At 63.7% G+C, this 25,465-nt stretch carries 27 protein-coding genes and 1 pseudogene; 17 read left to right on the top strand and 11 right to left on the bottom strand.

All coding sequences use genetic code 11. The features are described from left to right. Positions 1-64 precede the first annotated feature (64 nt). The 7 genes from recN (at position 65) to A3OO_RS0115870 (ending at position 6,106) form a co-directional block, all read left to right on the top strand. On the top strand, positions 65-1,744 hold the full coding sequence (gene recN / locus A3OO_RS0115900) for a DNA repair protein RecN (RefSeq protein ID WP_018408833.1): 1,680 nt from the start codon (positions 65-67) through the stop codon (positions 1,742-1,744). Between the two features lie 131 nt (positions 1,745-1,875). Continuing rightward, positions 1,876-2,064, top strand: coding sequence for an antitoxin MazE family protein (locus tag A3OO_RS0115895; RefSeq protein ID WP_026223051.1), 189 nt, complete (start codon positions 1,876-1,878; stop codon positions 2,062-2,064). Further along, positions 2,064-2,390, top strand: coding sequence for a type II toxin-antitoxin system PemK/MazF family toxin (locus tag A3OO_RS0115890; protein ID WP_026223050.1), 327 nt, complete (start codon positions 2,064-2,066; stop codon positions 2,388-2,390). The genes A3OO_RS0115895 and A3OO_RS0115890 overlap by 1 nt, the downstream gene beginning before the upstream one ends. A 51-nt stretch (positions 2,391-2,441) precedes the next feature. After that, positions 2,442-3,320, top strand: coding sequence for a chorismate mutase (locus tag A3OO_RS0115885; RefSeq protein ID WP_018408830.1), 879 nt, complete (start codon positions 2,442-2,444; stop codon positions 3,318-3,320). A 2-nt stretch (positions 3,321-3,322) separates the two neighbouring features. Beyond that, complete coding sequence (locus tag A3OO_RS0115880) at positions 3,323-4,453, top strand: pyridoxal phosphate-dependent aminotransferase (RefSeq protein ID WP_026223049.1); 1,131 nt, start codon at positions 3,323-3,325, stop codon at positions 4,451-4,453. Then, the gene (locus A3OO_RS0115875; protein WP_018408828.1) at positions 4,446-5,369 is read left to right on the top strand and encodes a prephenate/arogenate dehydrogenase family protein; all 924 of its coding nucleotides are present in this window, start codon (positions 4,446-4,448) and stop codon (positions 5,367-5,369) included. Before A3OO_RS0115880 ends, A3OO_RS0115875 begins: the two co-directional genes overlap by 8 nt. A 41-nt stretch (positions 5,370-5,410) precedes the next feature. Continuing rightward, positions 5,411-6,106, top strand: a complete 696-nt coding sequence (locus tag A3OO_RS0115870; RefSeq protein ID WP_018408827.1) for a class I SAM-dependent methyltransferase — start codon at positions 5,411-5,413, stop codon at positions 6,104-6,106. Here the strand turns inward: A3OO_RS0115870 and A3OO_RS0115865 are convergent. Beyond that, positions 6,081-6,434, bottom strand: coding sequence for a polyhydroxyalkanoic acid system family protein (locus tag A3OO_RS0115865; RefSeq protein WP_018408826.1), 354 nt, complete (start codon positions 6,432-6,434; stop codon positions 6,081-6,083). The genes A3OO_RS0115870 and A3OO_RS0115865 overlap by 26 nt on opposite strands. Before the next feature lie 51 nt (positions 6,435-6,485). On the opposite strand from A3OO_RS0115865, the gene A3OO_RS0115860 reads away from it, so the two are divergent. Then, entirely contained in the window at positions 6,486-7,259 is a 774-nt protein-coding gene (locus A3OO_RS0115860) for an extensin-like domain-containing protein (protein WP_018408825.1), read from the top strand. A gap of 26 nt (positions 7,260-7,285) precedes the next feature. Here A3OO_RS0115860 and A3OO_RS0115855 read toward each other — a convergent pair whose 3' ends face one another. The 4 genes from A3OO_RS0115855 to sseA form a co-directional block, all read right to left on the bottom strand. After that, entirely contained in the window at positions 7,286-8,257 is a 972-nt protein-coding gene (locus tag A3OO_RS0115855) for a PstS family phosphate ABC transporter substrate-binding protein (RefSeq protein ID WP_026223047.1), read from the bottom strand. A 290-nt stretch (positions 8,258-8,547) separates the two neighbouring features. Further along, positions 8,548-9,957, bottom strand: coding sequence for a type I glutamate--ammonia ligase (glnA, locus tag A3OO_RS0115845; RefSeq protein WP_026223046.1), 1,410 nt, complete (start codon positions 9,955-9,957; stop codon positions 8,548-8,550). 110 nt (positions 9,958-10,067) lie between these two features. Next, positions 10,068-10,406, bottom strand: coding sequence for a P-II family nitrogen regulator (locus tag A3OO_RS0115840; RefSeq protein ID WP_014890136.1), 339 nt, complete (start codon positions 10,404-10,406; stop codon positions 10,068-10,070). Positions 10,407-10,588: 182 nt separating this feature from the next. Further along, positions 10,589-11,461: a 3-mercaptopyruvate sulfurtransferase gene (gene sseA / locus A3OO_RS0115835; RefSeq protein ID WP_018408821.1), complete on the bottom strand. Its 873-nt coding sequence runs from the start codon at positions 11,459-11,461 to the stop codon at positions 10,589-10,591. 95 nt (positions 11,462-11,556) lie between these two features. Between sseA and A3OO_RS0115830 the strand changes: the two genes are divergently transcribed. Next, a complete protein-coding gene (locus A3OO_RS0115830) occupies positions 11,557-11,973 on the top strand; it encodes a hypothetical protein (protein WP_018408820.1) in 417 nt (138 codons plus the stop codon). An 85-nt stretch (positions 11,974-12,058) separates the two neighbouring features. Continuing rightward, on the top strand, positions 12,059-12,895 hold the full coding sequence (locus A3OO_RS0115825) for a DUF3108 domain-containing protein (protein WP_040573934.1): 837 nt from the start codon (positions 12,059-12,061) through the stop codon (positions 12,893-12,895). Positions 12,896-12,911: 16 nt separating this feature from the next. On the opposite strand, the gene A3OO_RS0115820 is transcribed toward A3OO_RS0115825, so the two are convergent. Further along, positions 12,912-13,304, bottom strand: a complete 393-nt coding sequence (locus A3OO_RS0115820; protein WP_018408818.1) for a DUF1190 domain-containing protein — start codon at positions 13,302-13,304, stop codon at positions 12,912-12,914. 787 nt (positions 13,305-14,091) lie between these two features. On the opposite strand from A3OO_RS0115820, the gene A3OO_RS21785 reads away from it, so the two are divergent. Further along, the gene (locus A3OO_RS21785; RefSeq protein ID WP_018408815.1) at positions 14,092-14,877 is read left to right on the top strand and encodes a response regulator transcription factor; all 786 of its coding nucleotides are present in this window, start codon (positions 14,092-14,094) and stop codon (positions 14,875-14,877) included. Between the two features lie 15 nt (positions 14,878-14,892). Here the strand turns inward: A3OO_RS21785 and A3OO_RS0115800 are convergent, their stop codons facing one another. Further along, complete coding sequence (locus A3OO_RS0115800; RefSeq protein WP_018408814.1) at positions 14,893-15,684, bottom strand: YdcF family protein; 792 nt, start codon at positions 15,682-15,684, stop codon at positions 14,893-14,895. Between the two features lie 58 nt (positions 15,685-15,742). Then, complete coding sequence (locus A3OO_RS0115795; protein WP_026223045.1) at positions 15,743-17,419, bottom strand: electron transfer flavoprotein-ubiquinone oxidoreductase; 1,677 nt, start codon at positions 17,417-17,419, stop codon at positions 15,743-15,745. A gap of 177 nt (positions 17,420-17,596) precedes the next feature. On the opposite strand from A3OO_RS0115795, the gene A3OO_RS0115785 reads away from it, so the two are divergent. The 4 genes and pseudogenes from A3OO_RS0115785 to A3OO_RS0115770 all read left to right on the top strand — a co-directional run bounded on the left by A3OO_RS0115785 (position 17,597) and on the right by A3OO_RS0115770 (position 20,948). Then, positions 17,597-18,586 (top strand): HlyD family secretion protein, encoded by a 990-nt coding sequence (locus A3OO_RS0115785; protein ID WP_018408811.1) that lies wholly within the window; start codon positions 17,597-17,599, stop codon positions 18,584-18,586. Continuing rightward, complete coding sequence (locus A3OO_RS0115780) at positions 18,583-19,512, top strand: ABC transporter ATP-binding protein (protein WP_018408810.1); 930 nt, start codon at positions 18,583-18,585, stop codon at positions 19,510-19,512. The genes A3OO_RS0115785 and A3OO_RS0115780 overlap by 4 nt, the downstream gene beginning before the upstream one ends. Positions 19,513-19,595: 83 nt before the next feature. Then, positions 19,596-20,695, top strand: a pseudogene (locus A3OO_RS21780) (ABC transporter permease). Between the two features lie 49 nt (positions 20,696-20,744). Next, on the top strand, positions 20,745-20,948 hold the full coding sequence (locus tag A3OO_RS0115770; RefSeq protein WP_018408807.1) for a hypothetical protein: 204 nt from the start codon (positions 20,745-20,747) through the stop codon (positions 20,946-20,948). A gap of 33 nt (positions 20,949-20,981) precedes the next feature. On the opposite strand, the gene ubiA is transcribed toward A3OO_RS0115770, so the two are convergent. Both ubiA and A3OO_RS0115760 read right to left on the bottom strand, forming a co-directional pair. Then, a complete protein-coding gene (gene ubiA, locus A3OO_RS0115765; RefSeq protein WP_018408806.1) occupies positions 20,982-21,938 on the bottom strand; it encodes a 4-hydroxybenzoate octaprenyltransferase in 957 nt (318 codons plus the stop codon). Continuing rightward, positions 21,935-22,384 carry a hypothetical protein gene (locus A3OO_RS0115760; protein WP_018408805.1) on the bottom strand — a complete coding sequence of 150 codons (450 nt, stop codon included), beginning with the start codon at positions 22,382-22,384 and terminating at the stop codon, positions 21,935-21,937. The genes ubiA and A3OO_RS0115760 overlap by 4 nt, the downstream gene beginning before the upstream one ends. Before the next feature lie 140 nt (positions 22,385-22,524). Between A3OO_RS0115760 and A3OO_RS0115755 the strand changes: the two genes are divergently transcribed. Both A3OO_RS0115755 and A3OO_RS0115745 read left to right on the top strand, forming a co-directional pair. After that, entirely contained in the window at positions 22,525-23,295 is a 771-nt protein-coding gene (locus A3OO_RS0115755) for a 16S rRNA (uracil(1498)-N(3))-methyltransferase (RefSeq protein ID WP_040573932.1), read from the top strand. 245 nt (positions 23,296-23,540) lie between these two features. Beyond that, positions 23,541-23,864 carry a hypothetical protein gene (locus A3OO_RS0115745; protein ID WP_029650222.1) on the top strand — a complete coding sequence of 108 codons (324 nt, stop codon included), beginning with the start codon at positions 23,541-23,543 and terminating at the stop codon, positions 23,862-23,864. 27 nt (positions 23,865-23,891) lie between these two features. Here the strand turns inward: A3OO_RS0115745 and A3OO_RS0115740 are convergent, their stop codons facing one another. Continuing rightward, a complete protein-coding gene (locus tag A3OO_RS0115740) occupies positions 23,892-25,280 on the bottom strand; it encodes a glutamate--cysteine ligase (protein ID WP_018408801.1) in 1,389 nt (462 codons plus the stop codon). Between the last annotated feature and the right edge of the window lie 185 nt (positions 25,281-25,465).

Raw genomic sequence — 25,465 nt, 5'->3', positions numbered from 1 at the left:
CCGCGCGTCGCCGATGCGCGGCTTCCGGCGCATGTGCGCGCCCAGGGCATTTGAGCAACGCCTCATGCTGGTCCGTCTTTCCATTCGCGACATCGTGCTGATCGACGCGCTCGACCTGGAATTCGCGCCGGGCCTGACGACGCTCACGGGAGAGACCGGGGCGGGAAAATCGATCTTGCTCGACGCCTTCGTGCTGGCGCTCGGGGGTCGGGGGGACGCGTCGCTCGTGCGCGCCGGTTGCGAACAGGGCCAGGTGACGGCGGCGTTCGATACGCCCGCGAATCATCCCGCGCATCTTGCGGCGCGCGAATTCGGACTGGCGAGCGAGGACGAGCTGGTGTTGCGCCGCGTGCAGGCGGCGGACGGGCGCACCCGCGCCTTTGTGAATGACCAGCCGGCGACGGCGCAGGCGCTGCGCGCGATTGGGCGCGAACTCGTCGAGATTCATTGTCAGCACGATGAACGCGCGCTCGTGGATCCGAATGCGCATCGCGCGCTTGTCGACGCGCATGGCGGCCTCGTCGCGCAAGCGAATGAAGTGCGCGCGCGCTACGGCGCCTGGCAGGCGGCGCGCCGCGCGCTTGTTGAAGAAGAGGCGCGCATCGCCAAGGCGCGCGCCGACGCCGACTACCTGCGCCATGCTCACGCCGAGCTTTCGGAGCTCGCGCCGCAGGAGGGCGAGGAAGAGACGCTCGCCGAACGGCGGCTCTTCATGCAGCGCGCCGAAAAGGTCGCTTCGGATATCTCCGACGCGCTCTCGGCGTTTTCAAATGACGGATCGCCGGCGCGGGAAATCGCTCAGGCGGCGCGGCGATTGGAGCGGCGTCTGACGCAGGCGCCGCAACTGCTGGACGCGCCTGCGCGCGCCTTGACGCAGGCTGTCGATGCCTTGGGCCTTGCCGAGGAGGCGCTGGAGCGGGCGCTCACTGAGACGAAATTCGATCCGGCGGAATTGGAGCGGGTCGAGGGGCGGCTGTTCGCGCTGCGCGGCGCCGCGCGCAAGCATCAGGTCGCGGTCGCCGACCTTGCGAAGCTTGAAGAAAAATTCGCCAATGACATCGCCGCGCTCGACGCGTCCGAAGCGCGACTGGTCGCGCTGGGGCGCGCGCTTGCGGACGCCAAGCAATCCTATGACGAAGCGGCCTTGGCCCTGTCCGCGGCGCGCCGCGCAGCGGCGAAGAAACTCGATGCGCTGGTCGACGCCGAGTTGAAGCCGCTGCGGTTGGAGGGCGCGCATTTTTCGACGCAGGTGACGAGCGACGCCGAGTCCGCAGGGCCGGAAGGAATCGACCGCGTCGAATTCTGGGTGCAGACCAATCCGGGCTCGCGCCCGGGTCCGCTGACCAAGGTCGCGTCGGGCGGCGAACTCGCGCGCTTCATGCTGGCCTTAAAGGTCGTGCTCGCCGATCGCGGCTCGGCGCCGACGCTGGTTTTCGACGAAATCGACACGGGCGTCGGCGGCGCCGTGGCCGACGCCATGGGTCAGCGGCTGGCGCGTCTCGCCGCGCGCGCGCAGGTGCTCGCCGTCACCCATGCGCCGCAGGTCGCCGCGCGCGCCGGCCAGCATCTGCGCATCAGCAAGGGCGCGCCGGCGAAGACCGGTAAGGACAAGCGCGTCGCGACCAGCGTCGCGGTGCTTGCCGAGGGCGAGCGGCGCGAGGAGATCGCCCGCATGCTGTCGGGGGCCGCCATCACCGAAGAAGCGCGCGCCGCCGCGGCGCGGTTGCTGGAAGGGGCGGGCTGAAAAGGAAGCGGCGCCGTCACAGATTTTGACGTGACAAAGATAATGGCCTGGAGTAACATGTTACGATAACCTGGATCGTTGGCATGTCCCGCCGGCCCAAGAACGACAAACCCGTGCCTCCGCGCACTCGGATGGCCAGCTACCGCCAAAGGATGCGCGCCGCCGGATTGCGGCCGGTGCAAATCTGGGCGCCGGATAGCCGCGCACCGGATTTTATTGAAAAGTGCCATCGGCAGGCCCGCGCTGTCGCCATTCATGATCCCGCTGGCGACGAGATCATGCAATTTGTGGCAAGCATGTATGAGTGGCCCGAGGACTAATGCGGCGTGGCGCATTCGTGGTTGTGGCGACCTCGGGAGACTATGGCAAGCCGCGCCCCGCTCTGGTCGTGCAAAGTGATCTCTTCGCGGAACTGCCGTCAGTCGTGATTTGCCCGTTGACCACTACTCTGCGTGGCGATGCAGACTTATTCCGCCTCGATGTCGAGCCTTCTGCTCGCAACGGGCTGCGACAAGCGTCTCAGATTGCCGTCGACAAGCTCACGGTCGTCCCGTCGTCAAAAATCGGAGAGGTGATTGGGGAGGCTGACGATGCGCTGCTGTTGCGGGTAAACAGGGCGCTCGCGCTTTTTCTTGGCATCGTTTGAACCCCGTCCCTTCGTTGCCTCCTGTCGCGCGCTGGCCTAAGAGAGTGCGCCATGCAGAATGCGCCTTTGCTCATGCCCGCCGCGGACACGCTTGCCGAATTGCGCGACGAGATCGACCGGATCGATCGCGACATGCATCGGCTGTTGATGGAGCGCGGCGAGATCATCGACCGGCTGATCGCCGTGAAGCGCGCGCAGGGCGTCGGCTGCGCCTTTCGACCCGATCGCGAGGCGCAAATGATGCGTGCGCTGGTCGAGCGTCATCAGGGGCTCCTGCCGCTCGACGCCGTCGAAGGCGTTTGGCGCGTCATCGTCTCGACCTTCACCTATGTTCAGGCGAATTATTCGGTGCATGCCGATGATTCCGGCGGCGACGCGCAGATGCGCGATTCGGCGCGCTTCCACTTCGGGTTCACCGTTCCCTATGTCGCGCATCACGGCGCCGGCGCGGTGATCGAAGCGGTCGCCGCGTCGACCGGCGATCTGGGGATCTTGCGCGCGACGGGCGGCCTGTCGGATGGCGCCTGGTGGATGCGCCTCGTTGGCGATGGCGCTCCCAAGATCATCGCGCGCCTGCCTTTCGTTGAGCGGCCGAATCATCCTGCGGGTCTGCCGATGTTCGTCGTCGCGCGGCTTCCGGCCGACGCAATGGCGCAAGGCGTGACGCTTTATGCGGTCGGCCTGGCGCGCTGGACGCACGCGCTGCCCGCCGCTTTTCAGACGCTCAAAGGCGAAATCCTCGCGAGCGCCCCCCATCCGGAAGGGCTCGCGCTGCTTGTCGCGGCCGCCGGCGACGCCGACGCCCAATCCTTCGCCAAAGCGTTGGCCGAAGCGGGGGTGGAGGGCGCGCGCGTCGACGTGATCGGCAGCCATGCGATGCGCTTCCAGCTTAACGACGCGCGCAGCGGCGTCTTCGCGCCAGGCGATTGATCATGACCAAGCCCACCCCCCGTTCAACCGTTCTCGCGATCGACGCTTACGTGCCCGGCAGGAGCGCCGCGCCGGGCGTCGCGCGCGTGTTCAAACTGTCGGCCAATGAGACCCCGCTCGGGCCATCTCCCCGCGCCATAGAGGCCCTGCGCGGAATGGCGGACCATATGGCGCTTTATCCCGAAGGCTCCTCGCGCGCCCTGCGCGAGGCGATCGGCGAGCGTTACGCGCTGAACCCAGACCGAATCATCGCCGGCGCCGGCTCGGACAATCTTCTGGAGCTGCTTGCGCTCGCCTACATCGGGCCCGGCGACGAGGGGGTCTACAGCCAGCATGGGTTCCTTGAGTACAAGATCGTCACTCTCGCCGCGGGGGGAACGCCGGTTGTCGCTCCGGAGAGGAACTACACAGCGGAAGTTGACGCGCTCCTTGCCTGTGTGGGCGAGAGAACAAAGATCGTTTTTCTCGCCAATCCGAACAATCCGACGGGAACGTTTTTGCCGGCGAATGAAGTCTCGCGGCTGGCGCGTTCGCTGCCCGCGCATGTGTTGCTCGTGCTCGACTCCGCCTATGCCGAATATGTCCTGCGCGAGGATTACGAAGCGGGCGTCGCGTTGGTCGATGCGTATGAAAATGTCGTGATGACCCGCACCTTCTCGAAAATCTACGGCCTCGCAGGCCTGCGCGTTGGATGGGCCTATGGACCCGCGCATGTGATCGACGCGCTGAACCGAATCCGCTCGCCCTTCAATGTTTCGAGCGCGGGTTCAGCAGCGGCGATCGCCGCTCTGTCGGATCGCGCGCATCTCGACGCGGCGATCGCGCATAATGACCGCTGGCTGCCGTGGCTCTCGCGAGAAATTTCCGCGCTCGGCCTCGACGTTCTGCCGAGCGTCGCCAATTTCGTCGCCATACGTTTCCTAGAAGCGCCGGGATTGACGGCGCTCGACGCCGACCGCTTCCTCATGTCGCGCGGCCTGGTGCTGCGCGCCATCGGCGCCTATGGCATGGGGGAATTCCTGCGGCTCACCGTCGGCGCGCAGGAGGCGAATGAACGCGTCGTCGAAGCGCTTGCTGAATTCATGCAGAGCGCCCGCGTGCGGCAAGACGCGCAAGCAGGCGTTCATGGCTGATCCTGCTTGTGAACGCCTGGCGCTGATCGGCGTCGGGCTCATCGGCTCGTCGATCGCGCGCGCGGCGCGCCAATTCGGCGCGGCGCGGCATGTCGCGGTGATGGATTCATCGCCTCAGGTCGTCAGCCGCGCCAGCGAACTCGGTCTCGCCGACGTTGCGACACAAGATTATGCGCAGGCGGTTGGTGGAGCCGATCTCGTCATCGTGTGCACGCCTGTCGGCGCTTGCGGCGACGTCGCGCAAAGCCTCGCGCCGCATCTGCAAAAGGGCGCCGTTCTTTCCGACGTCGGCTCGGTGAAAGGCGCCGTCGTCGCGCAGATGACGCCGCATCTTACCGAACCCGCGCGCTTCATTCCCGCCCATCCGATCGCCGGCACGGAGTTCTCCGGGCCGGACGCAGGATTCGCCATGCTGTTTCAAAATCGTTGGTGCATCCTCACGCCGCCCGAGAACGCCGACGCCGCAGCCGTGGAAAAGCTGACGAAATTCTGGATGCGTTTGGGGGCCAACGTCGAGACGATGAGCGTCGCGCATCATGACGCCGTGCTCGCGCTCACGAGCCATCTACCGCATCTCATCGCTTATAACATCGTCGGCACGGCGGATGATTTCGGCGACGAGACGCGTTCCGAGGTCATCAAATTCTCAGCGTCCGGCTTTCGCGATTTCACGCGCATCGCCGCCTCCGATCCCATCATGTGGCGAGACATCTTCCTCGCCAATAAGGACGCCGTCCTGCAGATGCTCGGACGCTTCAACGAGGATCTCAGCGTGCTGCAGCGGATGATCCGACGGGGCGACGGGGAAGGATTGCTGGAGTTCTTCTCGCGCACGCGCGACATCCGCCGCTCGATCATCGAGCAGGGCCAGGACACGGCTGCGCCCGACTTCGGACGGCGAGCGGAAGGGCGGTGAAAACCGTCTCTCCACGGCCGCGGTCTTTACGGGAATCAGATATGACCGAAGCGAATTTCGACGTGCTGCGCGCCGCTTTCGAAAATGCCGTTCCCGGCTATGACGCGCTGCGGCGCAAACTCATTCCGCATTTCGACGCCTTCTACGGGACCACGCTCGATCTTCTCGAAGAGGCCGTCGGTCAAAGGGAATTTCGATGCGTCGATCTTGGCGTCGGCACCGGTCTCTTGTCGGAAATGATTCTCAACCGGTTTCCCGGCGCGCAGGTCGAAGGTGTCGATCTCGCGCCGAAGATGCTCGATGCGGCGCGCGAACGGCTTGCGATTTACGGCGCCCGCCTGCGCCTGTCGCTCGCCGACTATGCAACCGCGCCGCTCCCTGGACCGGTCGACGCCGTCGTCTCAGCGCTCTCCATCCACCATCTCGAAGATGAGGCGAAGCGCCGCCTCTTCCGGCGGATTCATGATGCGCTGAGACCCGGCGGCGTGTTCCTCAACGCCGACCAGTCGCTCGGCGCGACGCACGAGATCGAGGACGCCTATCAGCGCCGCTGGGAAGCGGATGTCCAAGGCTCAGGAATCGCCGCCGATGATTTCGCGGCGGCGAGAAAGCGCGCGGAACTCGATCGTAGCGCGACCTTTGCAGATCAGATCGCCTGGCTCGAAGACGCGGGATTCCGTTACGCGGATATTGGCTGGAAACGCCATCGCTTTACGGTGTTTTACGCGCGGCGCTAGCGTCGTTTTTCGTCGCTTGGCCGATGCGCAAGGCATCGCCGGCGTTGCTCGAGATGAATTGCTGCAGCTTGCCGGAAATAGCCGCCAACACCCAGGGCAGCTGAACGTCAATGCGCAGCAAATCCTTCAGCACGGTGATCTGCGCCGTCGCCGTCTGACCGAGCGCCGTCACGCGAACCGTCCCGACGTCGCCGGCCCAGGTGACTTCGGAATGCGCGACCTTGTCCACATATTCGCGCTGCATTTTCGCCAGCTGTTCGGAGACGCGGGCTTTCGCCGCTTCGACGCCGAGATCGTGCGGCACTGTGACGGTGATGGCGTTCGACATTGGGTTCCTCCACTCGCCCCAATGTAGGCGCCCCTCTGCGGGATTAGAAGAATGGCGCGGCTAGAGGCGATGATGAGGACGACGATCTCTCGCGAGCTTGTACGCTGGACGGTCGAGGTTGCGCTCGCTCTGGCGTTGAGCGGTGTCGCAACTTCCGCTGGGGCGATCGACGCGCCGACGCCTCCACGGCGACCGGCATTTCAGACCGTCCCCTTACCCGAGGCGAAGCCTGAGGCAGGCGATAAGCCGCCGCGTGTGGAGACCGATTCCGCCGAGGATTGCATGGCGAATCTGCGCGCGGCTGGCGTCGCTTTCGAACCCGCCCAAGCGCCTGCCGGCGCGCTTGACGGGTGTGCGATCGAGGCGCCGGTCCGTCTTCTTTCAGTCACGGTCGGCAAACAGGGCGTCGCGCTCAAGGCAAAGCCGCTCCTGGGCTGCGCCTTCGCGCTGCAATTTTCCGATTACGTGAAAAATCTGCTGTCGCCGCTCGGCGCCGGGACGATGGGCGCGTCGCTCGTCGCGATTGACACAGGCTCGGGCTACGAATGCCGCGGCCGCAATCACGATAACGGGGCCAAGCTCAGCGCACACGCCAAAGGGCTCGCTCTCGACATCGCCGCATTCGACTTCTCGGACGGTCGAAAAGTCGGCATCGACGCTCAGCCGGATGCTCAATCGATCGCTTACGTCAAGGCGTTAAGAACGGCGGCGTGCGGCTGGTTCACCACTGTCCTTGGCCCTGGATCAGATCCCTATCACGCAAGCCATCTTCACTTCGACATCGAGCGCCACGGATCGAATGGCAGCTACCGCATTTGTCAGTGACCGGGCGCTCCTGGCCTTCGCCTGTGTCAGTTCGCCGATGCGAGTAGGCCGAGGCGCGTCAGCTCATGCTCGCGAATGTTGCGGGTGATCGGATAGTAGCCGCCTTTTTTCGCCTGGGTCTGGCCATCTCTCGAAAGCACATATGAGACGAATTCGCCGCTGAGCGCGTCGATCGGCTTCTTTGGGTCCTTCAGCAGGTAGATAAAGAGACCCCGCGCCAGCGGATATTTGCGCGAGTAGGTGTTGTCGAAGGAGGCGTCATAGCAGCTCTTGCCGGACGACAGCGGAACCGCGCGAACTCCGGTCGTCTTGTAGCCGATGCCGGAGTAGCCCATCGCGTATTTGTCCTTCGTCACTTCGCTGACGACGGCTTCAGAGCCAACCTGCATTTGTACGGTGTCTTTGAAGTCGGCGCCGGCCAGGGCGTGCTGTTTGAAATATTTATAGGTGCCGGACAAAGCATTTCGACTCTGCAGAGCAATGGGCTTAGCCGCCCATTCGCCAGTGAGGCCAAGTTCGCCCCAGGTAAGGATGCTCTTGCCGCCGCCGCTTTTCGGGTCGGCGGCGAAAACCCGCTCAAGTTGCTCCATGCTGATGCATTGGAGCGGGTTGTCCTTGTGGACATATATCGCCAAGGCGTCGATCGCGACCAGAACCGCCGTCGGCTTGTAGCCATATTTCGCCTGGAAGGCCCCGATTTCATCGGGGTTCATCTGCCGCGACATCGGCCCAAGCTGAGCTTCTCCCGAGAGCAGCGCCGGCGGCGCCGTGTTCGAACCCTTGCCGACAAGTTCGATCGACACATTCGGGTAGATCGATTGAAACCCTTCGGCCCAGAGCTCCATTTCGTGATGCATCGTGTCCGAGCCGACCGACTTCAATTTTCCCGACAGTCCGTTGACGACCTTGTAGGGGGAGAGCTCCAGATCGAGCGCAACAGCGCCGGCGGCCAAAACCACGAAAGCCGCGACGGCGGCGGAGAGGGCTCGCAGTTTCATGGCATTTCTCCGTTGCATCAAATCATTGCGGCCGAAACCACTTCGCCGCGGCAAGCGCGCGATCGACGTGGAGACGGCGTGGGATGGCCCGCGCGAATGTTGTGTGAGACGCTCTTGCTTTCGCCGCAATTTCGCTCGGCGAAATGACAGGCTCATGACGCCTATGCGACAGGACGGCCGCGCAACGTGCAGCTCGAAAAAAAGCGAAAAAAAACCGGAAGGCGAGTCGTCGCCTTCCGGTTTGACGTGATGTGGCCGCTGCGCGAAGGCGCGGCGGCCGCGTCTTTTCGTCAGTAGCTGTAATACATGTCGAATTCGACCGGATGCGGCGTCATCTCGAAGCGCATCACGTCCTGCATCTTGAGGTCGATGTAGGAGTTGATGAAGTCCTCGTTGAAGACGCCGCCGACCGTCAGATAGGCGTGGTCGGCTTTGAGATTATCGAGCGCTTCGCGCAAGCTGCCGCACACCGTCGGGATGGCCTTCAATTCTTCCGGCGGCAGATCGTAGAGATCCTTGTCGGCCGGTCCGCCCGGATCGATCTTGTTGGCGATGCCGTCGAGGCCCGCCATCAGCATGGCGGCGAAGGCCAGATAGGGATTCGCCGTCGGATCGGGGAAACGAACTTCGACGCGCTTCGCCTTCGGGTTGGAGCTGAAGGGGATGCGGCACGACGCCGAACGATTGCGCGACGAATAGGCGAGCAGCACCGGCGCCTCATAGCCCGGAACCAGACGCTTATACGAATTGGTCGACGGGTTGGTGAAGGCGTTCAGCGACTTCGCATGCTTGATGATGCCGCCGATGTACCACAGGCACTCCTGAGAGAGGCCGGCGTATTTGTCGCCCGCGAAGACCGGCTTGCCGTCCTTCCAGATCGACTGATGGACATGCATGCCCGAACCGTTGTCGCCAAAAACCGGCTTCGGCATGAAGGTCGCCGACTTGCCGTAGGAATGCGCCACCTGATGGATCGCATACTTGTAGATCTGCAGGTGGTCGGCGACCGTGACGAGCGTCTCGAACTTCAGACCGAGTTCGTGCTGGGCGGAGGCGACTTCGTGATGGTGCTTCTCGACTTTGACGCCCATGGCCGCCATGGCGGCGAGCATCTCGCCGCGCATGTCCTGTCCGGCGTCGACCGGCGGCACCGGGAAGTAGCCGCCTTTGGTGCGCACGCGGTGGCCGAGATTGCCGCCTTCATAGGCCGTGCCGCTATTGGAGGGCAGCTCGGTCGAATCCAGCGTGAAGCCCGTATCGTAGGGCTCGGCTGAAAAGCGCACGTCGTCAAAGACGAAGAATTCGGCCTCGGGACCAAAAAAGGCCGTGTCGCCGACGCCAGTCGATTTCAGATGCTCCATCGCCTTCTTGGCCATGCCGCGCGGGTCGCGGTTGTAGGGCTGGCCTGTCGCGGGCTCTACGACGTCGCAGACGACGGAGAGCGTCGACGCCGCGAAGAAGGGATCCACGGAGATGGAATCCAGATCCGGAAGGAGCGTCATGTCCGATTCATTGATCGCTTTCCAGCCGGCGATCGACGAGCCGTCGAACATGATGCCTTCGGTCAAAGCTTCTTCATCGACAATCGAAACGTCGAACGTCACATGCTGCCACTTGCCGCGCGGGTCGGTAAAACGGAAATCGACGTATTTAACGTCGTTATCCTTGATCTGCTTAAGAACGTCCTTGGCCGTTGTCATGTGGTTCGATGCCTCTCTTTGCTGATCTTGCTGTTGAGCTGTTTTCGAATTGGGCGCGGCGGAGCGTCGAAAGATGTTGGCGAGAAAGCTCATGGGGCGGGGGCTCGGTGCTAGATGGCGTCCGCGCCGGTCTCGCCGGTGCGAATTCGGATCGCGCCTTCGACGTTTGAAACAAAAATCTTGCCATCGCCGATTCGGCCCGTTTGCGCAGCCGTGCGAATGGCCTCGACGGCGCGTTCCACGGCGTCGTCCGCGAGAACGATTTCTATTTTAACTTTCGGAAGGAAATCAACGACATATTCAGCGCCGCGATAGAGCTCAGTGTGCCCTTTTTGACGGCCAAAACCCTTCGCCTCGGTGACCGTGATGCCCTGGAGGCCCGCCGCCTGCAGCGCTTCCTTCACTTCATCGAGCTTGAACGGCTTAATGATCGCCTCGACCTTTTTCATCAAATCCCCCGCGCGCTTAGCTTAAGCCCCGGCCCGCTAGCGACTTTGGCTCTGCTGAAGAGCCGCCGAGCTTCTAACATTGCCGCCTTGGCCGCGCCATGGCCAAAGTTCCGGCGCCCAACTTAGGCTAGGCGCCCACAAGTTATACTGTATGCTCTTAAGTTAATCGATAAGCCTATTTTCTAGGCGCAGCTGCGCTCGTCGATGACCGCGGGCAGGTCTTCCCGGGCGCCCCATTCCGACCAGGAGCCATCATACACCGTAGCCGGCGGTCGGCCCGCTGCAGCGAGCGCGAGGCTGACGATGCAAGCGGTGAGCCCGGAGCCGCAGGTGGCGATGACCGGCGCGTCGGGATTGACGCCCGCGGAGGAAAAGGCCGCTTCGAGCCCGAGCTTGTCTTTCAGACTTCCGCCTTCGAGGACATTGCCGAATGGAAGGTTCAGCGCGCCGGGCATGTGGCCGGAGCGCAGACCAGGGCGCGGCTCAGGGGCCCATCCGTGGAAACGCTCCGCGCCCCGCGCGTCGACCACTTGCGGCCCGCCGAGATCAAGCGCGCGCCGCACGGCCTGCGCGTCGGCGACCAGACTCGCGTCGAAGTGGGGCGTAAACGCCGCCGGCGCTCGCTTGCGCGCCTCGCCCTGTTGGAGCGGACGGCCTTCGGCCTCCCACGCGGGAAGGCCGCCCGCAAGGATCGAGACCCTTTCCACGCCGAAGACAGTAAAAGTCCACCAGAGACGCGGCGCGGAAAATATGCCGACGCTGTCGTAGACGACCGCCTGCATGCCGTCGCCGAATCCGAGCCGGCCCATCTCCGCCGCGAAGACTTCGGGCTTGGGCAACATGTGCGGCAGGTCGGTGGACGGATCGGCGACGGCGTCTATATCAAAGAATTGCGCGCCGGGAATATGCCCCGCAAGGAACTCGGCGTGCGCGTCGCGGCCGGTCGCCGGCATGTGCCACGACGCGTCGAAGACAACGAGATCGGGCGCGTCGAGACGTTCGGCGAGCCACGCGGCGGACACGAAAAGAGAGGCGGGGTCGATTATACGCGTCATGGCTCGGCTCGCTGATCCTGACGCTGCTTGCATCCGGCGGTACGGCGTTCACAATACGCCGATTCGATTCTCACGCCATCAGGCGCTTGACCGACATGCTCGACATTCCAGGCAAGGCCTGCGGCTCCTGCTACTTCTGCTGCAAGGTTCTTGAAATCGAAGAGTTCAAGAAGCCCGCAGGCAAGCTCTGCGAGCACTGCGCGCTGACGGGCGGCTGCGGCGTTTATGACACGCGTCCGGACGTGTGTCGCGACTACTACTGCCGATGGAAAGATGAGCGCAGCTTTACTTCCCAACTGCGGCCCGACAAGGTCGGCACGCTGCTGATGGACGACCCGGACAGCGACGAATACCACGCGGTCTGCGACCCGGAAAAGCCGTTTTCCTGGCGCAATCCTCTCATATTCAAGCATCTTGTCGCCGAGGCGAAGGCGGGACGGCTCGTGGTCGCAAAGGCGGGGTTGCGGGCATGGCGCATTTTCGAAGACGGACATTGGCAAGAATGGGCCTGAGCCTCACAGCCGCGCGCGCCATCAATTCGACCGAGAGGTCGAGTGCGGTAGAAGAATGGGCTGCAACAAGCGATACGCTCAGGCCATGAGAGCGACCACCCGACTTTCACGCCTTGCGGCGCGCGGCGGCTGCGCCGCCGCAGCGATGTCGTTTGCGCTCTGCACGCCCGCCGCCGCGGAGATGCTCAAGGCGCATTACGCCCTGAGCCTCATGGGGCTCTCCATCGGCAGCGCATCCGCTTCCGGCATCGTCGACGCGCAAAACTACCGCGTCGAGATCTCGATGCGGACGACGGGTCTCGCCAATCTCATCAACAACGCCAAGGGCGCCGCCAGCGCTAGCGGCGGCCTGACCGCCGGCGGTCCGTCGCCGGCAAATTACGCCAACACCACCTCGAATAGCGACGAGACGCGCACGGTGCGCATGTCGCTCGTCGGCAACGCGGTGCGCGCGGTGGAGGTGAGGCCCGCGCCCTGGGACGCCGAAGCGCGCGTGCCCGTGACGGAAAGCGCCAAGCGCCACATCGTGGATCCGGTCAGCGCGCTGATTATGCGCGTGCCGCCTGGAGAGGAGCTCACAGGGCCCTCGGCGTGCAACCGAACCATTTCCGTTTTTGACGGCGTGACGCGTTTCGACGTAGAGCTCGCCTATGCCGGCGCGCACACCGCGCAAACGCGCGGTTACGCCGGCCCCGTCACCGTGTGTTCGGCGCGCTATACCCCGATCGCCGGGCATCGTCCCGACAGCTCCGCGACACGCTACATGGCGAACAACAACGACATCAGCGTCTGGCTCGCGCCGCTTCCCGACGCGCATGTCGTGGTGCCGATTCACATCGCGATCGGCACCGCCGCCGGCAAGCTCGTCATCGATGCGTCGGAGTTCCAGATCGAGCAGCGCCGCGCCGATGTCAGGCGCTGACCGGCTTCGGCCGATTTCACTGGACGCGAACTTCCTTGGTCTTTTTCCGGTTCATGCGATCGGATTCATATTCGAGATATCTGACTTCCAGAGGGTCGGCGCCCTTGTTTGGGCGTAGACAGAATGAGGGGCGCGGCGAAAAGCCTCCGTCCTGCGCCTCGAAGCAATCCGAGAAGCGCACCTCGCATTGAAACATCGTTTCGCTTTTTGGCGCCGCCCGCGCCACCACGGCGCGCGCTTTCTCGATCGCCTGCTTGCAGACGTCGGGGTTGAAGCCCCATGCCTCGCAGTCGCTTTGCGTCGCCATATACTTGCCGTCGGCGGAACAGACGGGCGAGCGTCGGAACGCGTAATAGGCTGAAAATCCAGCGGCCGCGACAGCGACAGCGATGATGAAAAACTTGAACATCGGACTTCACGCTCGCGAGATGAACTGTTGCCGCGCTCCGATAGATAGTCGTCGGCGCGCCGGCGCGGCAAGCGCAAACTGAGCCTTTGTATGCGCTTTGATGCGGCGATGCAGCGCAGCGGCGGCCCTGTCGATCGCTTGACAGCGCTTTGCGTCTGCAATACTCCGAAACCACCGCATTTCGGAACCGCGGCCGAGAGCTGCGAGCATTATGGCTCTCCGGGCGCGGCTAGGGCCGAATAGCGATGCAGACGCGTTCCCGCCTAGGTGAGGTCAACGTTGAACCAAGACCGAGGTGGGCCGGCGTCGGCCAAGCTTTCCACTTGACCAATTCGACGAAGAAAGCAACGCCGCAATCGCGGATTGCAGCCTGAATCTCGGCTTGTGGCGAAACGGCAGTGTGTGTGACAGAAGGAGGAAACTATGGGCGCTATTCTTGAACTGACGAGCTATGCAGCGACCCCGGTCGGCATGATCGCGATCATCGTCATCGGCGCGGCCGCGTATTTCGCCGCCCGCTGGGTGTTCAACGACTAAACAAGCTTCACGAAGCATTCAACGCGGCGCGCTGGCCTAGGCCAGCGCGCCGTTTTTGTTTGTCAGTTCGCCAGCGCCGGCCCGCGCAAAGAGGCTTGCATCCGTGGGAGCCTGCGGTATTGTGACTTACGCCCCACCTCTAACGGGCAGGGTACGCCGACCCGCCGAGCCCTAGGATTGCGGAGCGTCTGAGGCCATAACGTGGTGATCTTGACCAATACGCTGCGCTCCGCGCGGCGGCGGAGGCTGAATGGCTCCTACCTCTTCGATTAGGGCCGCAAATGACCAGAGGGACGGTTCGCGCGCCGCTCGGCCCGATGGCGTCGATGGCGTCCGCAAGACGACAGAGGCGGATCGCATCGACGTCGCCATCGCCGATAAGAGCCCGCTGATTCTCGCCGGGCTCGACAAGCTGCTGTCGGACGACCGGCGATTCACGCTTGTGGCGAAGCTGACGGACGGCGAAGAGTTTCTCGAGGCGGCGCGTCAGCAGAAATTCACCATCGCCGTGATCGGCTGGCAATTGCCGACGCTGCACGCCCGCGACGTCTTGCGCGCGCTGTCGCGTCAAGTCGCGGCGCCCAAGATCGTCGTCTACAGCGGCACCAATGATCCTGCGGCGCCGGCCGAGACTCTGCAGCTCGGCGGCGCGGGCTTCGTTTCGAAGCGGGCGCCGCCGGAGCGGCTCCTCGACGTGCTTGCGGCGGTGGCGGCGGGCGACATGGTGTTTCCCTTCGTCGACATCCGCAAGATGCGCAGCGATCCGCTGGAAAATCTAACTCTGCGCGAGCGAAGCCTGCTGTCGGCGCTCGGCTCCGGGCACACCAACAGTCAGCTCGCCAAGGATTTCGGCGTCTCGATCAACACGATCAAATTCCATTTGCGCAATCTTTTCGAAAAGCTCGATGTGCGCAATCGGGCGCAGGCGATCGCGCTCTTTTTGGAGATGAAGCACGGCGCATATCCAGGCGGCGCCGGCGGGCGCAGCATGGAGCCCGCGGGCTCGTCGCGCGGACGCCGGCATCGCACGGACTGAGCGCGGCAGCGGCAGCTAAGGCGCGGGAAACAGCGCGTCGCTTTTTCCGGTTAGCCGATAGGCGACGAGTCCCGCCCACTCATGCGCGGCAAACTCCACCAGACCCAGCGCTTTCGTCGCAAAACGCGGGAATTCGAGTCTCGAGTCGCCGCTGGTGCGATAGTCGACCGGATAGGCGATCACATCGAAGCCCGCCTGACGGAACACGCCGAAGGCGCGCGGCATGTGAATCGCCGAGGTGACGAGCAGCCAGCGCGCGCCGGGCTTGGGGCGAAGCAATTCGCGCGTGAAGACGGCGTTCTCGTAAGTGTTGCGCGAGCGGCGCTCGTAGAGAACGTCGCCCTGATCGAGTCCGATCTCACGCCAGAAGCGCTGCACGGCGTCGGCTTCAGAGTAGGGCGACGCCTGCAGCGCGGCGGAGCCGCCGGTAAAGACGAGGCGCGCGCTCGGATATTTGCGCTTCAGCGCGATCGGCGCCGTCAGCCGCTCGGCCGCGTCCACCAACGCCGGGCGGTTCCGGCTGACGCTCAGCCGTTCGTCGATCGTGCCGCCGAGCACGATGATGCCGTCGGGCGCGGGCATGTCATCTGGCGACGGCGGAAACCGCGCCTCGAGCGGACCCGCAAGGAGACCGCCGAGCGGTCCAAAAGCCATCAGCAGCAACGCGAACGCGCTTAATGTCGAGAGCGCGCGTCCCCAAGTCTTCCAGCGCGTGAACAGCAGCGTTGCGCCGATGACGGCGAGGAAAATGAAAAAGTGGATCGGCGCCAGAACGAACGCGAAGATTTTCGAGGCGATGAAGAACATCGGTTCACGCAGATTCCCGGCGCGTCATCGCGCGTAACGACGCCTTCGCCGAGTCGGATCACATATTCGGATAGTTCGGTCCGCCGCCGCCCTCCGGCGGAACCCAGGTGATGTTCTGCGCCGGGTCCTTGATGTCGCACGTCTTGCAGTGAACGCAATTCTGCGCGTTGATCACAAAGCGCGGATCGCGGCGCGTCGCCTCATCGGCATAGACCACCTCATAGACGCCCGCCGGGCAATAAAGTCGCGCAGGCTCGCCGTAGATCGGGAGATTGCGCGTGATCGGAATCGCGGGATCGGCAAGCTTCAGATGAACCGGCTGATCCTCCTCGTGATTGGTGTTCGAGACGAACACCGACGACAGCTTGTCGAAGACGACATCGCTTGCGCGTTTCGGGTAGACGATCGGCGTGACTTCCGAGAGCGGCTTTAAGGTCTCGTAATCGGCCTTGCCGTGCTTGAGCGTGCCGAAGAAGGAAAAGCCGAACAGCTCATTCGTCCACATGTCGAGGCCAAAGAGCGGCGCGCCGACATAGGTGCCATATTTCGACCAGAGCGGCTTGACGTTGCGCACGGGCTTCAAATCGCGGCCGATCTCGGAGGCGCGCCAGGCGGCGTCATAGGCGTCGACCGCATCATGCGCGCGGCCTTCGCCGATCGCCGCCGCGACATGCTCGGCGCACAGAATGCCAGAAACAATGGCGTTGTGGGACCCTTTGATGCGCGGCACGTTCATGAAGCCTGCGGCGCAGCCGACCAGCGCGCCGCCCGGCATGACGAGCTTTGGCACGCTCTGCCACCCGCCTTCCGTCAGCGCGCGCGCGCCGTAGGAAAGACGTTCGCCGCCTTCGAGCGTCGGCGCGATCATCGGATGCGTCTTGAAGCGCTGAAACTCGTCGAAGGGAGAGAGCGTCGGATTGGAATAGTTGAGATGCACGACGAAACCGATCGACACGAGATCGTCGTCGAAATGATAGAGGAAAGAGCCGCCGCCGGTGTCGGCCGCAAGCGGCCATCCGAAGGAATGCTGCACAAGTCCGTCCTTGTGCTTCTCTTTCGGAATGCGCCAAAGCTCCTTGAAGCCGATGCCGAACTTCTGCGGCTCGCTGTTGGCGCAAAGGTCGTATTTCGCCAGCAGTTGCTTGGTGAGCGAACCGCGCGCGCCTTCGGCGAAGATCGTGTATTTGCCCTTCAGTTCCATCCCGCGGGTGAAACTGTCCGTGGGGTGGCCGTCGCGTCCCACGCCCATGTCGCCCGTGGCGACGCCGACGACTTCGCCCTTGTCGCCGTAAAGAACTTCGGCGCCGGCGAAACCAGGATAGATCTCGACGCCAAGGTTTTCCGCTTCCGACGCGAGAAAGCGAACGACATTGCTGAGCGAGCCGATGAAATTGCCATGATTGTTCATCAACCGCGGCATCAACATATTGGGAATGCGCAAGCCGGCCTTTTCCGAAAGCAACAGGAAATGGTCCTCATGCACTTTCGTCTTCAGCGGCGCGTCGTCGCGCGTGCGCCACTCGGGCAGAAGCCGGTCGAGACCGATCGGATCAATGACCGCGCCGGAGAGAATATGCGCGCCGGGCTCGGAGCCCTTCTCGATGACGACGACGGAGAGATCCGGCGCAACTTGCTTCAAGCGAATCGCCGCGGCGAGGCCGGCCGGGCCTGCGCCGACCACGACCACGTCATATTCCATAGATTCGCGTGGCGGCAGCTCCGTATCTTCAGCCATTTTCAATCCCTTTTGCCTTTTCTTGGAGGCATTCTAGCCTTTTTGCCGTCGCCGCGGCAAAAGGAGTTTCGCCTTCGGGAGGAGCTTTGTTGGAGGCGCCCTCGCGGCGAGGTTCGCCGCGCGGCGGGATGAGGTGCATAATCAGGCCATGCTCGATCCGCTCTACGCCTCCGCCACATGAAGCGGCTCGCGGTCTTCATCGCGCTGGCGCTTCTCGCCGTCGTCGTTTGGCGCGTCGCCTATCGTCCGGCGATTCCCGCCGATGTCTTTCTGGGCTATGTCGAAGGAGAGATGCTCTACATCGGCCCTTATGAAACCGAGAGAGTATCGAGCCTTGCAGTTTCGGCTGGCGCCCAGGTGAAAAAGGGCGATCCGCTGTTCACGATGTCGACGACGCTTCTCGACCGGGCGCGCGACGAGGCGAGCGCGCGTATCGCTCAACTCGAGGCGCAAGTCGAAAATGTGCAGGCCGCGATGAATCGGCCGGAGCAGATCGCCGTTCTACAAGCGGGGCTGGAGCGCGCCGAGGCGGCGCTCCAATTGTCCCGCGCGGATTACGATCGGCAGCGCAAGCTTTACGCCGAGGGCCATGTTGCGAAGGCGGCGCTCGATCGCGCTGAGATGGCCCGCGCGCGCGACGAGGCGAGCGTTAAGGAAGCGCGCCGGCAGGTCGAGGCGTCGCGTATGGCGAGCCGTTCGCAGGAGATCGAGGCTGCGGAAGCCAATTTGAAACAGGCGCGCGCGCAACTCGACGCGATGAATATCCGCATCAAGCGCCAAAGCGTGCTCGCGCCCGCCGACGGCGTCGTGCAGGACGTTTTTTTCCGGCCTGGCGAAATCGTCAACGCCGGCCAGCCCGTTGTCGCGCTGCTGCCGCCGGAGAATCGCAAAGTGCGCTTCTACGTCTCTGAGCCTGAGTTGCCGAAAATTTCCCTTGGCGAACGGATGCGCGTCACATGCGACGGCTGCGCCGACGACCTCTTTGGGCGCGTCAGCTATATCGCCAGCCGGCAGGAATATACGCCCCCCGTGATCTTCAGCGACAAGGAGCGCGCGAAACTCGTTTTTAAGGCCGAAGCGCGGCTGGAAGGGGCGGCGCGCGCGCTGCCCCTTGGCATGCCGGTCGCTGTCAGGCCGGCGCCCGAGCCGACGGGAACGGCGCAATGAGCGTCGACAGCGACATCGCGATCGACGTGCGCGGGCTGACCAAATTCTTCGGCGCCAAAAAGGTCGTCGACAATTTCACGCTGCAGGTGGCGCGCGGTCACATCCAGGGCTTTCTCGGCCCGAATGGCAGCGGCAAGACGACGACGATCCGCATGCTCTGCGGACTGCTGACGCCCGATTCGGGCGCGGGGAGGTGTCTTGGCTACGACATCCGCCGCCAGCAGGAGGAGATCAAGCGTGATGTCGGCTACATGACGCAGGGCTTTTCGCTCTATCGCGATCTCACTATTCGCGAAAATCTGGAATTTGTGGCGCGAGTCTACGGCCTCGAAGCGCCGGAGGACGCGGCTCAAGCGGCGCTGGAGCGCCTGGGGCTCGTCGCGCGCGCCGATCAGCTCGCCGGCGAACTGTCCGGCGGCTGGAAGCAGCGGCTGGCGCTTGGCGCATGCATCCTGCCGGGCCCGTCGCTGCTCCTCCTCGACGAACCGACCGCGGGCGTCGATCCGAAGGCGCGACGCGACTTCTGGGACGAGATCCATCATCTGGCGACGCAAGGCTTAACGGTGCTCGTCTCGACTCACTACATGGACGAAGCGGAGCGCTGTCACCGGATCGCCTATATCGCCAATGGGCGGCTGCTCGCTTCGGGCACGATTCCGGAGATCATCGCCAGCGCGAATCTCTCGACTTGGGTGGTGACGGGCGAGGGTCTCGATCCGCTCAGTAGCCAATTGAAACGTCAACCCGGCGTGGACATGGTTGCGCGCTTCGGCTCGGCGCTGCACGTCGGCGGGCGTGATGAAGCCGCGATGGAACGCGTCGCGGAGCGCTATAGCGCCGAAGGGCTTCATCATTGGAGACGCGACGAGCCGTCGCTCGAAGACGTGTTCATTGATTTGATGACTCGCGCTGGAGCCGACCAGTGAGCACGCAGGAAGGCCTGCCGAGCGTCGTTCCCCGTCCGGCGCGACGCGGCGCGATCGCCCAGTCCTGGCAGCGTTTCGTCGCAATGTTCGTCAAGGAATTCATTCAGCTTCGGCGCGACCGGCCGACCTTCGCGATGATCGTCGGCATCCGATCATTCAGCTGATGCTCTTTGGATATGCGATCAACACCGATCCCAAACATCTGCCGACGGCCGTGCTGACGGGCGATGATAGTCCGATCGCGCGCGCGCTGATCGGCGCCTTGCGCGCCACTGATTATTTCAACATCAAATATGTCGCGCGCGGCGAGGCCGACGCCGACAAATTGATCCTCTCGAACAAGGTGCAGTTCGTCATTCAAATTCCGCCCGATTTCTCTCGCCAGCTCGTCCGCGGCGAAAAGCCCGGACTGCTTCTCATCGCCGACGCCACGGACCCCACGGCGACCTCGGGCGCGGTCGCCGCCGCGCTCGGCGCCGCGAATCAGGCGCTCGACCGTGAACTGACCGGACCGCTGGCGTCGCTTGCGCAGAATGCGCCGCCTTACGAGATCCGCGTGCATCGGCGCTACAATCCCGCAGGAGAGACGCGCCGCAACATCGTGCCCGGACTGATCGGCACGATTTTGACCATGACGATGCTGATGTATACGGCGATGTCGGTCACGCGCGAAATCGAGCGCGGAACGATGGAGGCCTTGCTCGCCATGCCGGTGCGCCCGGTCGAGATCATGCTCGGCAAAATCGCTCCCTATGTCGTCGTCGGCGCCGTGCAGATGTCGACGATCCTCATCGTCGCTTCCTTGTTGTTTCAGGTGCCGGTGGTCGGTTCGCTCTTCACGCTCAGCGTGCTGACTCTGCTTTTTATCGTCGCCAATCTGTCGGTGGGCTACACTTTCTCGACGGTCGCGGTAAATCAGCTGCAGGCGATGCAGATGACCTTCTTCTTTTTTCTGCCGAGCATGCTTCTGTCGGGCTTCCTTTTTCCTTTCCACGGGATGCCGATGTGGGCGCAATATACGGGTGAGGCGCTGCCGCTCACCCATTATCTGCGCATTGTGCGCTCGGTGATGTTGAAGGGCTCTAACTTCGGCGATCTCGCCGTCGACGCCGGCGCGCTTGCGGCTTTCACGCTTGTTGCGATGAGCGTCGCGGTGATGCGGTTCCGGCAGACGCTGGACTGACGTTGACGACGCAATTTTCGGCGGCCTAACATTGGCGCGGAGACAAACAATGTCGGAAACCCAAGACGCGGAAACGCGATTCAACATCATCATGAAAATCGCCGCCGTCGCCGCGGTGGTGCTGACCGGCTATTACATTTGGTCCTTCTTCGTCAGCAGTCGCTATGAGGCGCTCTGCGGCGGCTCTTATTGGGAGCTCGACAAAAAACAAATCGACTCCTGTCTCGACAGGAAAAAGGAACTCGAAAAGTAGAGCAGTTCCGCATCGCGCGTCGCCCTACGCCCTCTAGAACAGATAGGCGAGGCTCTGCGCAAAAAAACCTGCGAACAACAGCAGACCGGCGTCGCGATTCGAGCGGAACAGGCGCAGAGCGGTGATCGGCGCCACATCTTGTCGGGTCTGCGCAGTTTGCCATGCGAGATGCGCCGCATAGGCGACGACCCCGACGTAGGCGAGCCATCCGCCGCCCGCCAGAAAAACGGCGAAGGCGGCGCATGCGGCGGACACGGCGTAGAGCGCGCCGACCGCCAATTGCACGCGCGGACCGAACAATCTCGCCGTGGAGCGCACGCCGACGATCGCGTCGTCACGCAAGTCCTGAAGCGCGTAAATCGTGTCGAAGCCGATTGTCCATGAGATCGCCGCCGCATAGAGAAATAGCGCCGGCGCGCCGAGTTCGCCCGTGCACGCCGTCCAGCCGAGCAGCGCGCCATAGGCGAAGGCTAATCCGAGGATCGCCTGCGGCCAGGACGTGAAGCGCTTGGCGAAGGGATAAATCAACACGATCAGCGGAGATATCAGTCCAAGAGCGATCGTCAGGCCGTTGAACGACAAAAGCACTGCGAGCCCGACGAGGCATTGGGCGACGAGGAATCGCACCGCCGCGGCAGACGTCGCGCGCCCGCTCGCGAGCGGTCTTAGTCGCGTGCGCTCGACTTTGGCGTCGATCTCGCGATCAACGTAATCATTATAGGTCGAGCCCGCGCCGCGCATGGCGACGGCGCCGATAAAGAAGAGCGCCAAGTGCCAGACGTTGGGGCCTTCGCGCATGGACGCAGAGGCGAGCGAGCTCGATTCCCAGCAGGGAAGCAGCAGCAGCCACCAGCCGATGGGCCGGTCGAGGCGCGCAAGCTGGATATAGGGCAGGAATGCTGGCGGCGCGCGGCGTAGTAACGGATGGTCCGCGATAGCGTCGGGCAGCGCTGTCGTCCCCGCCGAATCGCCGCTTGGCCTTATGCTCACAGCGGTCCGGCAGGCAACTTTGGCGGCGCCATCATGCCGCCGCCGCCCCCAGCCGCCGCTTGATCGCGCATCTCTTTCATCTTCGCTGCGGCCGCGCAGGCCTGCGAGGCGAAGCCCTGAGTCTTGGCGCGCGCTTCCTTGAAGCCGTCGGCGACATTGTCAGGAATGTTGCACCATTCCTTGTTCTTGGTGATGTAATTCATCATCTCGGTTTCGACGGCGACGAGACGTTTCGCTGCGGGGCAGGCGGCTTCGGGGTCCATCTTGCCCTTGCCAGCCTTTCCCAGATTGTTGAGCGCCTCGATTCCCGCCATGCGCTTCTCGGTCAGCTTCCGGAAGTCTTCCTGACAGGCTTGCTGCGCATGCGCGCCGGTAGAGGCGAGCAACATCGCAAACAGCGAAAGTCGCGCGACAGCGCGAGAAATATCGACAGCGCCGATGATCATGTGTCTTGGTCCGCTCATCAGGCTCGCAGCATTACCAGCAGGCTTGCCGGCGACGCAAGTTTTGGGGAACCTGCACGTAACAAAGCGGCGGCTTCATGGCGAGCGCGCCTTGCGCTCGCGTCTCCGCTTGGGAAACCATTGTGTCAGCTTACGATTTTTCTGCGCAGCGCTTGTTCGTTCGTGACGATCTCGCGCCGGATATCGAACTCGCGCCTTCAGCTGAGGCGGCGAACTATCTGCTCAATGTCCTGCGCATGCGGGAGGGCGCCGCGATTCATGTCTTCAATGGCCGCGACGGCGAATTTCGCGCGACGCTCGCGAATGTCTCGCGACGCTCCGCAAAATTACGCGTCGGCGAGCGACTACGCCCCCAGACCGAACGCGCCGACCTCGATTATTGTTTCGCTCCTCTAAAGCAGGCGCGGCTCGACTACATGGCGCAGAAGGCCACTGAGATGGGCGCCGGCCGTCTCCTGCCGGTGATAACGCGCCGAACGCAGGTCCGCCGACTCAACACAGGGCGGCTCGAGTCCAATGTCATCGAGGCCGCCGAGCAATGCGGCGTGCTGGCCGTGCCCGAAGTCGCAGCCGCCGTCGAACTCCCTGATTTTATAGCCCGTTGGCCGGCGCGGCGGCTCTTGGTTTTTTGTGACGAACGCGCCGCGCTCGCCAATCCGCTGGACGCGCTCGGCGGGCGTACGGCGCGAGAGGGCGTGAGCGTGCTCATCGGACCGGAAGGCGGCTTCGATGACGCCGAACGCGCCGCCATCGCCGGTCTGCCGAACGTCGCGCGGCTTTCGCTCGGACCGCGCGTGTTGCGCGCGGACACCGCCGCCGTCGCGGCTCTGGCGATCGTCCAGGCCGCAATCGGCGATTGGGTCGCGGACGGCCTCCGTCTAAACGAAAAATAAATAAATAGAAAATAAAGCGTAATTCTCACATGGCGCCGACAGTTTTCGCCAGTGAGCGTCCAAGACACGATCCTGCCACGATGTTTGGCTCTAGTTGGATTGCAGCGCCGGAATGCGCCGCTCGAAGGCGAGGAGGTTCTCGTCGCCGCCAGCGCATTTACGGCGTATCGAGACATTGTCGGGATCGCAAGGCTCCTGAAATCTCGCGCGACGCGCGCGAACTTTCGGAAATGAGGCCCAAACTCATGACCCTAGACAACATCAGCCGCAGTAACCGTCTTTTGCCGGCGGGCTTTTTCGGCGCCATCGCGCTCACGGCCATCGCCGTTGCGCCGGCGCATGCCGATAATGTCAGCCAATGTGCGCGATATGGCGCCGATTATGTCGCGGTCGCGGGGTCAAACGGTTGTGTTCGGCTCGGCGGTCATGTCCGCGTCTCTATGCCCCGCACCCCCGTCGCCCCATTGGGTTACACGGATATGCGTCGTGATGGCATGCAGCACGCCGCTGCGCGCTCCTCGCTGCCGCCGATGGCGCCCTTCGGGCTGCACGACCTCTTCCCACGCTAACCGTCGCGTCGGCGCCGGCTCCCAATATTATTGCGGAAGCACGCAATCGGTGAAGGCGGCGTCGATCGACTGTCCCCACCCGCCGTAATAGGCGTCCAAGCGGCGCTGGGCCAAAGTGCGTCCGTCTTCGATAATCGCTTCCAGGGGTGCGAGAAAAATGCTTTCGTCGCGCCCTTTGGCGTCGAGGCGGGCGCGTTGGCGCAAGCCGCCTTTCGCCAGCGCGAGAACGTCGCGCCCAACGTCGCGCAGGCTACGGCCCTCGATTCTCGCATCGAGCGCCAGACCGGGCACATCGGCGCGTAGCGCCTGACGCGCGGCGGCGCTCCACCCCTTCGTCAGTTCGCGCGCCTGATCGAGCGCGGCGGCGTCATAGAACAGACCGGCGCAAAGCGCGGGAAGGGCGGTGAAATGGGCGCGAGGGCCTGCGTCCGCGCCGCGCATTTCGAGATAGGTCTTTAACCTCACCTCCGGAAAGATCGTCGAGAGGTGATTGGCCCAGTCGGACATTGTGGCGCGCTCGCCAGGCAGCTGCTGAAGCCGGCCCTCCAGCAAGTCCCGAAAGCTCGCTCCAGCCACGTCGTGATAGACGTCGCCGCGTTTGACGAAATACATCGGCACGTCGAGCGCATAGTCGACGTAGCGCTCGAAGCCGAATCCCTTCTCGAAGGCGAAGGGCAGCATGCCGGTTCGGTCGGGATCGGTGTCGAGCCAAATATAGGACCGTTGCGACAGCCGGCCGGTCGGTTTGCCGTCGAGAAATGGCGAGTTGGCGAACATCGCGGTGATGAGCGGCTGTAAAGCGAGGCCGACACGCGTTTTTTCAACCATGTCGGCTTCGTCGACGAAGTCGATGTTGACCTGCACGGTCGCCGTGCGAAACATCATATCGAGCCCGAGCGCGCCAACTTTCGGCATGTAGGCTTGCATGATGGCGTAGCGCTGCTTGGGCATGGTCGGCGTCTCCGCGCGCGACCATTTGGGGCTTGCGCCCAGATCAAGGAAGCGCACGCCAAGCGCGCGGGCCACGGGCGCAAGGGCCGCGAAATGCGCGTCAAGCTCGTCATGCGTGGCGTGGACGTCGGCCAGCGGCGCCCCGGAGAGTTCGAATTGTCCGCCGGGCTCGAGCGAAATCGCGCCGCCGCCGTCGGACTGATAGAGGCCGATCAGCGCGTCCCGGTCGAGGATGGGCGCCCATCCGAGCGTGTCGCGCAAGCCCTCAAGCAGCGCGCGCACGCCGCCCCGGCCGCCGGCGCCCTCATAGGGGACCGGCGAATCGTCGGCCGCATAGAAGGGGATCTTCTCGTGCTCCGTGCCGATAAGCAGCGGCGCGCCGCCGGTCTTGGAGCCGGCTTCGAGCCATTCGACCAACATGTTGCGCGACGTGATCGGCGTCGTGTCGGATACGTCGCGGGCCATCTACGGGGAGTTTTCCGAGTTAGAGGAGACGCGCGATTGCGGCGCGGACGCGACTCGCGGGTGCAGGAATCGCGCCGATGGATTGCAGGAAAGCGGGCGTTGCGCAAGCCTGCGGCCGAGCCCGCGCGATCCGAAGGGCGTCAGGCGTTTAGAACTTGCGCGGGCTGATCCGAGCTTGGCCGGCC

This window comes from Methylocystis rosea SV97, assembly GCF_000372845.1.
GTDB classification, from domain to species: Bacteria; Pseudomonadota; Alphaproteobacteria; order Rhizobiales; family Beijerinckiaceae; genus Methylocystis; species Methylocystis rosea.
This window is presented reverse-complemented; position numbering and strand designations above follow the sequence as displayed.

Excerpts from the sequence above, each read along its gene's own strand:
- recN (WP_018408833.1), top strand. The coding sequence starts at position 65 with ATGCTGGTCCGTCTTTCCATTCGCGACATCGTGCTGATCGACGCGCTC.
- A3OO_RS0115895 (WP_026223051.1), top strand. The coding sequence starts at position 1,876 with ATGGCCAGCTACCGCCAAAGGATGCGCGCCGCCGGATTGCGGCCGGTG.
- A3OO_RS0115890 (WP_026223050.1), top strand. The coding sequence starts at position 2,064 with ATGCGGCGTGGCGCATTCGTGGTTGTGGCGACCTCGGGAGACTATGGC.
- A3OO_RS0115885 (WP_018408830.1), top strand. The coding sequence starts at position 2,442 with ATGCAGAATGCGCCTTTGCTCATGCCCGCCGCGGACACGCTTGCCGAA.
- A3OO_RS0115880 (WP_026223049.1), top strand. The coding sequence starts at position 3,323 with ATGACCAAGCCCACCCCCCGTTCAACCGTTCTCGCGATCGACGCTTAC.
- A3OO_RS0115875 (WP_018408828.1), top strand. The coding sequence starts at position 4,446 with ATGGCTGATCCTGCTTGTGAACGCCTGGCGCTGATCGGCGTCGGGCTC.
- A3OO_RS0115870 (WP_018408827.1), top strand. The coding sequence starts at position 5,411 with ATGACCGAAGCGAATTTCGACGTGCTGCGCGCCGCTTTCGAAAATGCC.
- A3OO_RS0115865 (WP_018408826.1), bottom strand. The coding sequence starts at position 6,434 with ATGTCGAACGCCATCACCGTCACAGTGCCGCACGATCTCGGCGTCGAA.
- A3OO_RS0115860 (WP_018408825.1), top strand. The coding sequence starts at position 6,486 with ATGGCGCGGCTAGAGGCGATGATGAGGACGACGATCTCTCGCGAGCTT.
- A3OO_RS0115855 (WP_026223047.1), bottom strand. The coding sequence starts at position 8,257 with ATGAAACTGCGAGCCCTCTCCGCCGCCGTCGCGGCTTTCGTGGTTTTG.
- glnA (WP_026223046.1), bottom strand. The coding sequence starts at position 9,957 with ATGACAACGGCCAAGGACGTTCTTAAGCAGATCAAGGATAACGACGTT.
- A3OO_RS0115840 (WP_014890136.1), bottom strand. The coding sequence starts at position 10,406 with ATGAAAAAGGTCGAGGCGATCATTAAGCCGTTCAAGCTCGATGAAGTG.
- sseA (WP_018408821.1), bottom strand. The coding sequence starts at position 11,461 with ATGACGCGTATAATCGACCCCGCCTCTCTTTTCGTGTCCGCCGCGTGG.
- A3OO_RS0115830 (WP_018408820.1), top strand. The coding sequence starts at position 11,557 with ATGCTCGACATTCCAGGCAAGGCCTGCGGCTCCTGCTACTTCTGCTGC.
- A3OO_RS0115825 (WP_040573934.1), top strand. The coding sequence starts at position 12,059 with ATGAGAGCGACCACCCGACTTTCACGCCTTGCGGCGCGCGGCGGCTGC.
- A3OO_RS0115820 (WP_018408818.1), bottom strand. The coding sequence starts at position 13,304 with ATGTTCAAGTTTTTCATCATCGCTGTCGCTGTCGCGGCCGCTGGATTT.
- A3OO_RS21785 (WP_018408815.1), top strand. The coding sequence starts at position 14,092 with ATGGCTCCTACCTCTTCGATTAGGGCCGCAAATGACCAGAGGGACGGT.
- A3OO_RS0115800 (WP_018408814.1), bottom strand. The coding sequence starts at position 15,684 with ATGTTCTTCATCGCCTCGAAAATCTTCGCGTTCGTTCTGGCGCCGATC.
- A3OO_RS0115795 (WP_026223045.1), bottom strand. The coding sequence starts at position 17,419 with ATGGCTGAAGATACGGAGCTGCCGCCACGCGAATCTATGGAATATGAC.
- A3OO_RS0115785 (WP_018408811.1), top strand. The coding sequence starts at position 17,597 with ATGAAGCGGCTCGCGGTCTTCATCGCGCTGGCGCTTCTCGCCGTCGTC.
- A3OO_RS0115780 (WP_018408810.1), top strand. The coding sequence starts at position 18,583 with ATGAGCGTCGACAGCGACATCGCGATCGACGTGCGCGGGCTGACCAAA.
- A3OO_RS0115770 (WP_018408807.1), top strand. The coding sequence starts at position 20,745 with ATGTCGGAAACCCAAGACGCGGAAACGCGATTCAACATCATCATGAAA.
- A3OO_RS0115760 (WP_018408805.1), bottom strand. The coding sequence starts at position 22,384 with ATGATCATCGGCGCTGTCGATATTTCTCGCGCTGTCGCGCGACTTTCG.
- A3OO_RS0115745 (WP_029650222.1), top strand. The coding sequence starts at position 23,541 with ATGACCCTAGACAACATCAGCCGCAGTAACCGTCTTTTGCCGGCGGGC.
- A3OO_RS0115740 (WP_018408801.1), bottom strand. The coding sequence starts at position 25,280 with ATGGCCCGCGACGTATCCGACACGACGCCGATCACGTCGCGCAACATG.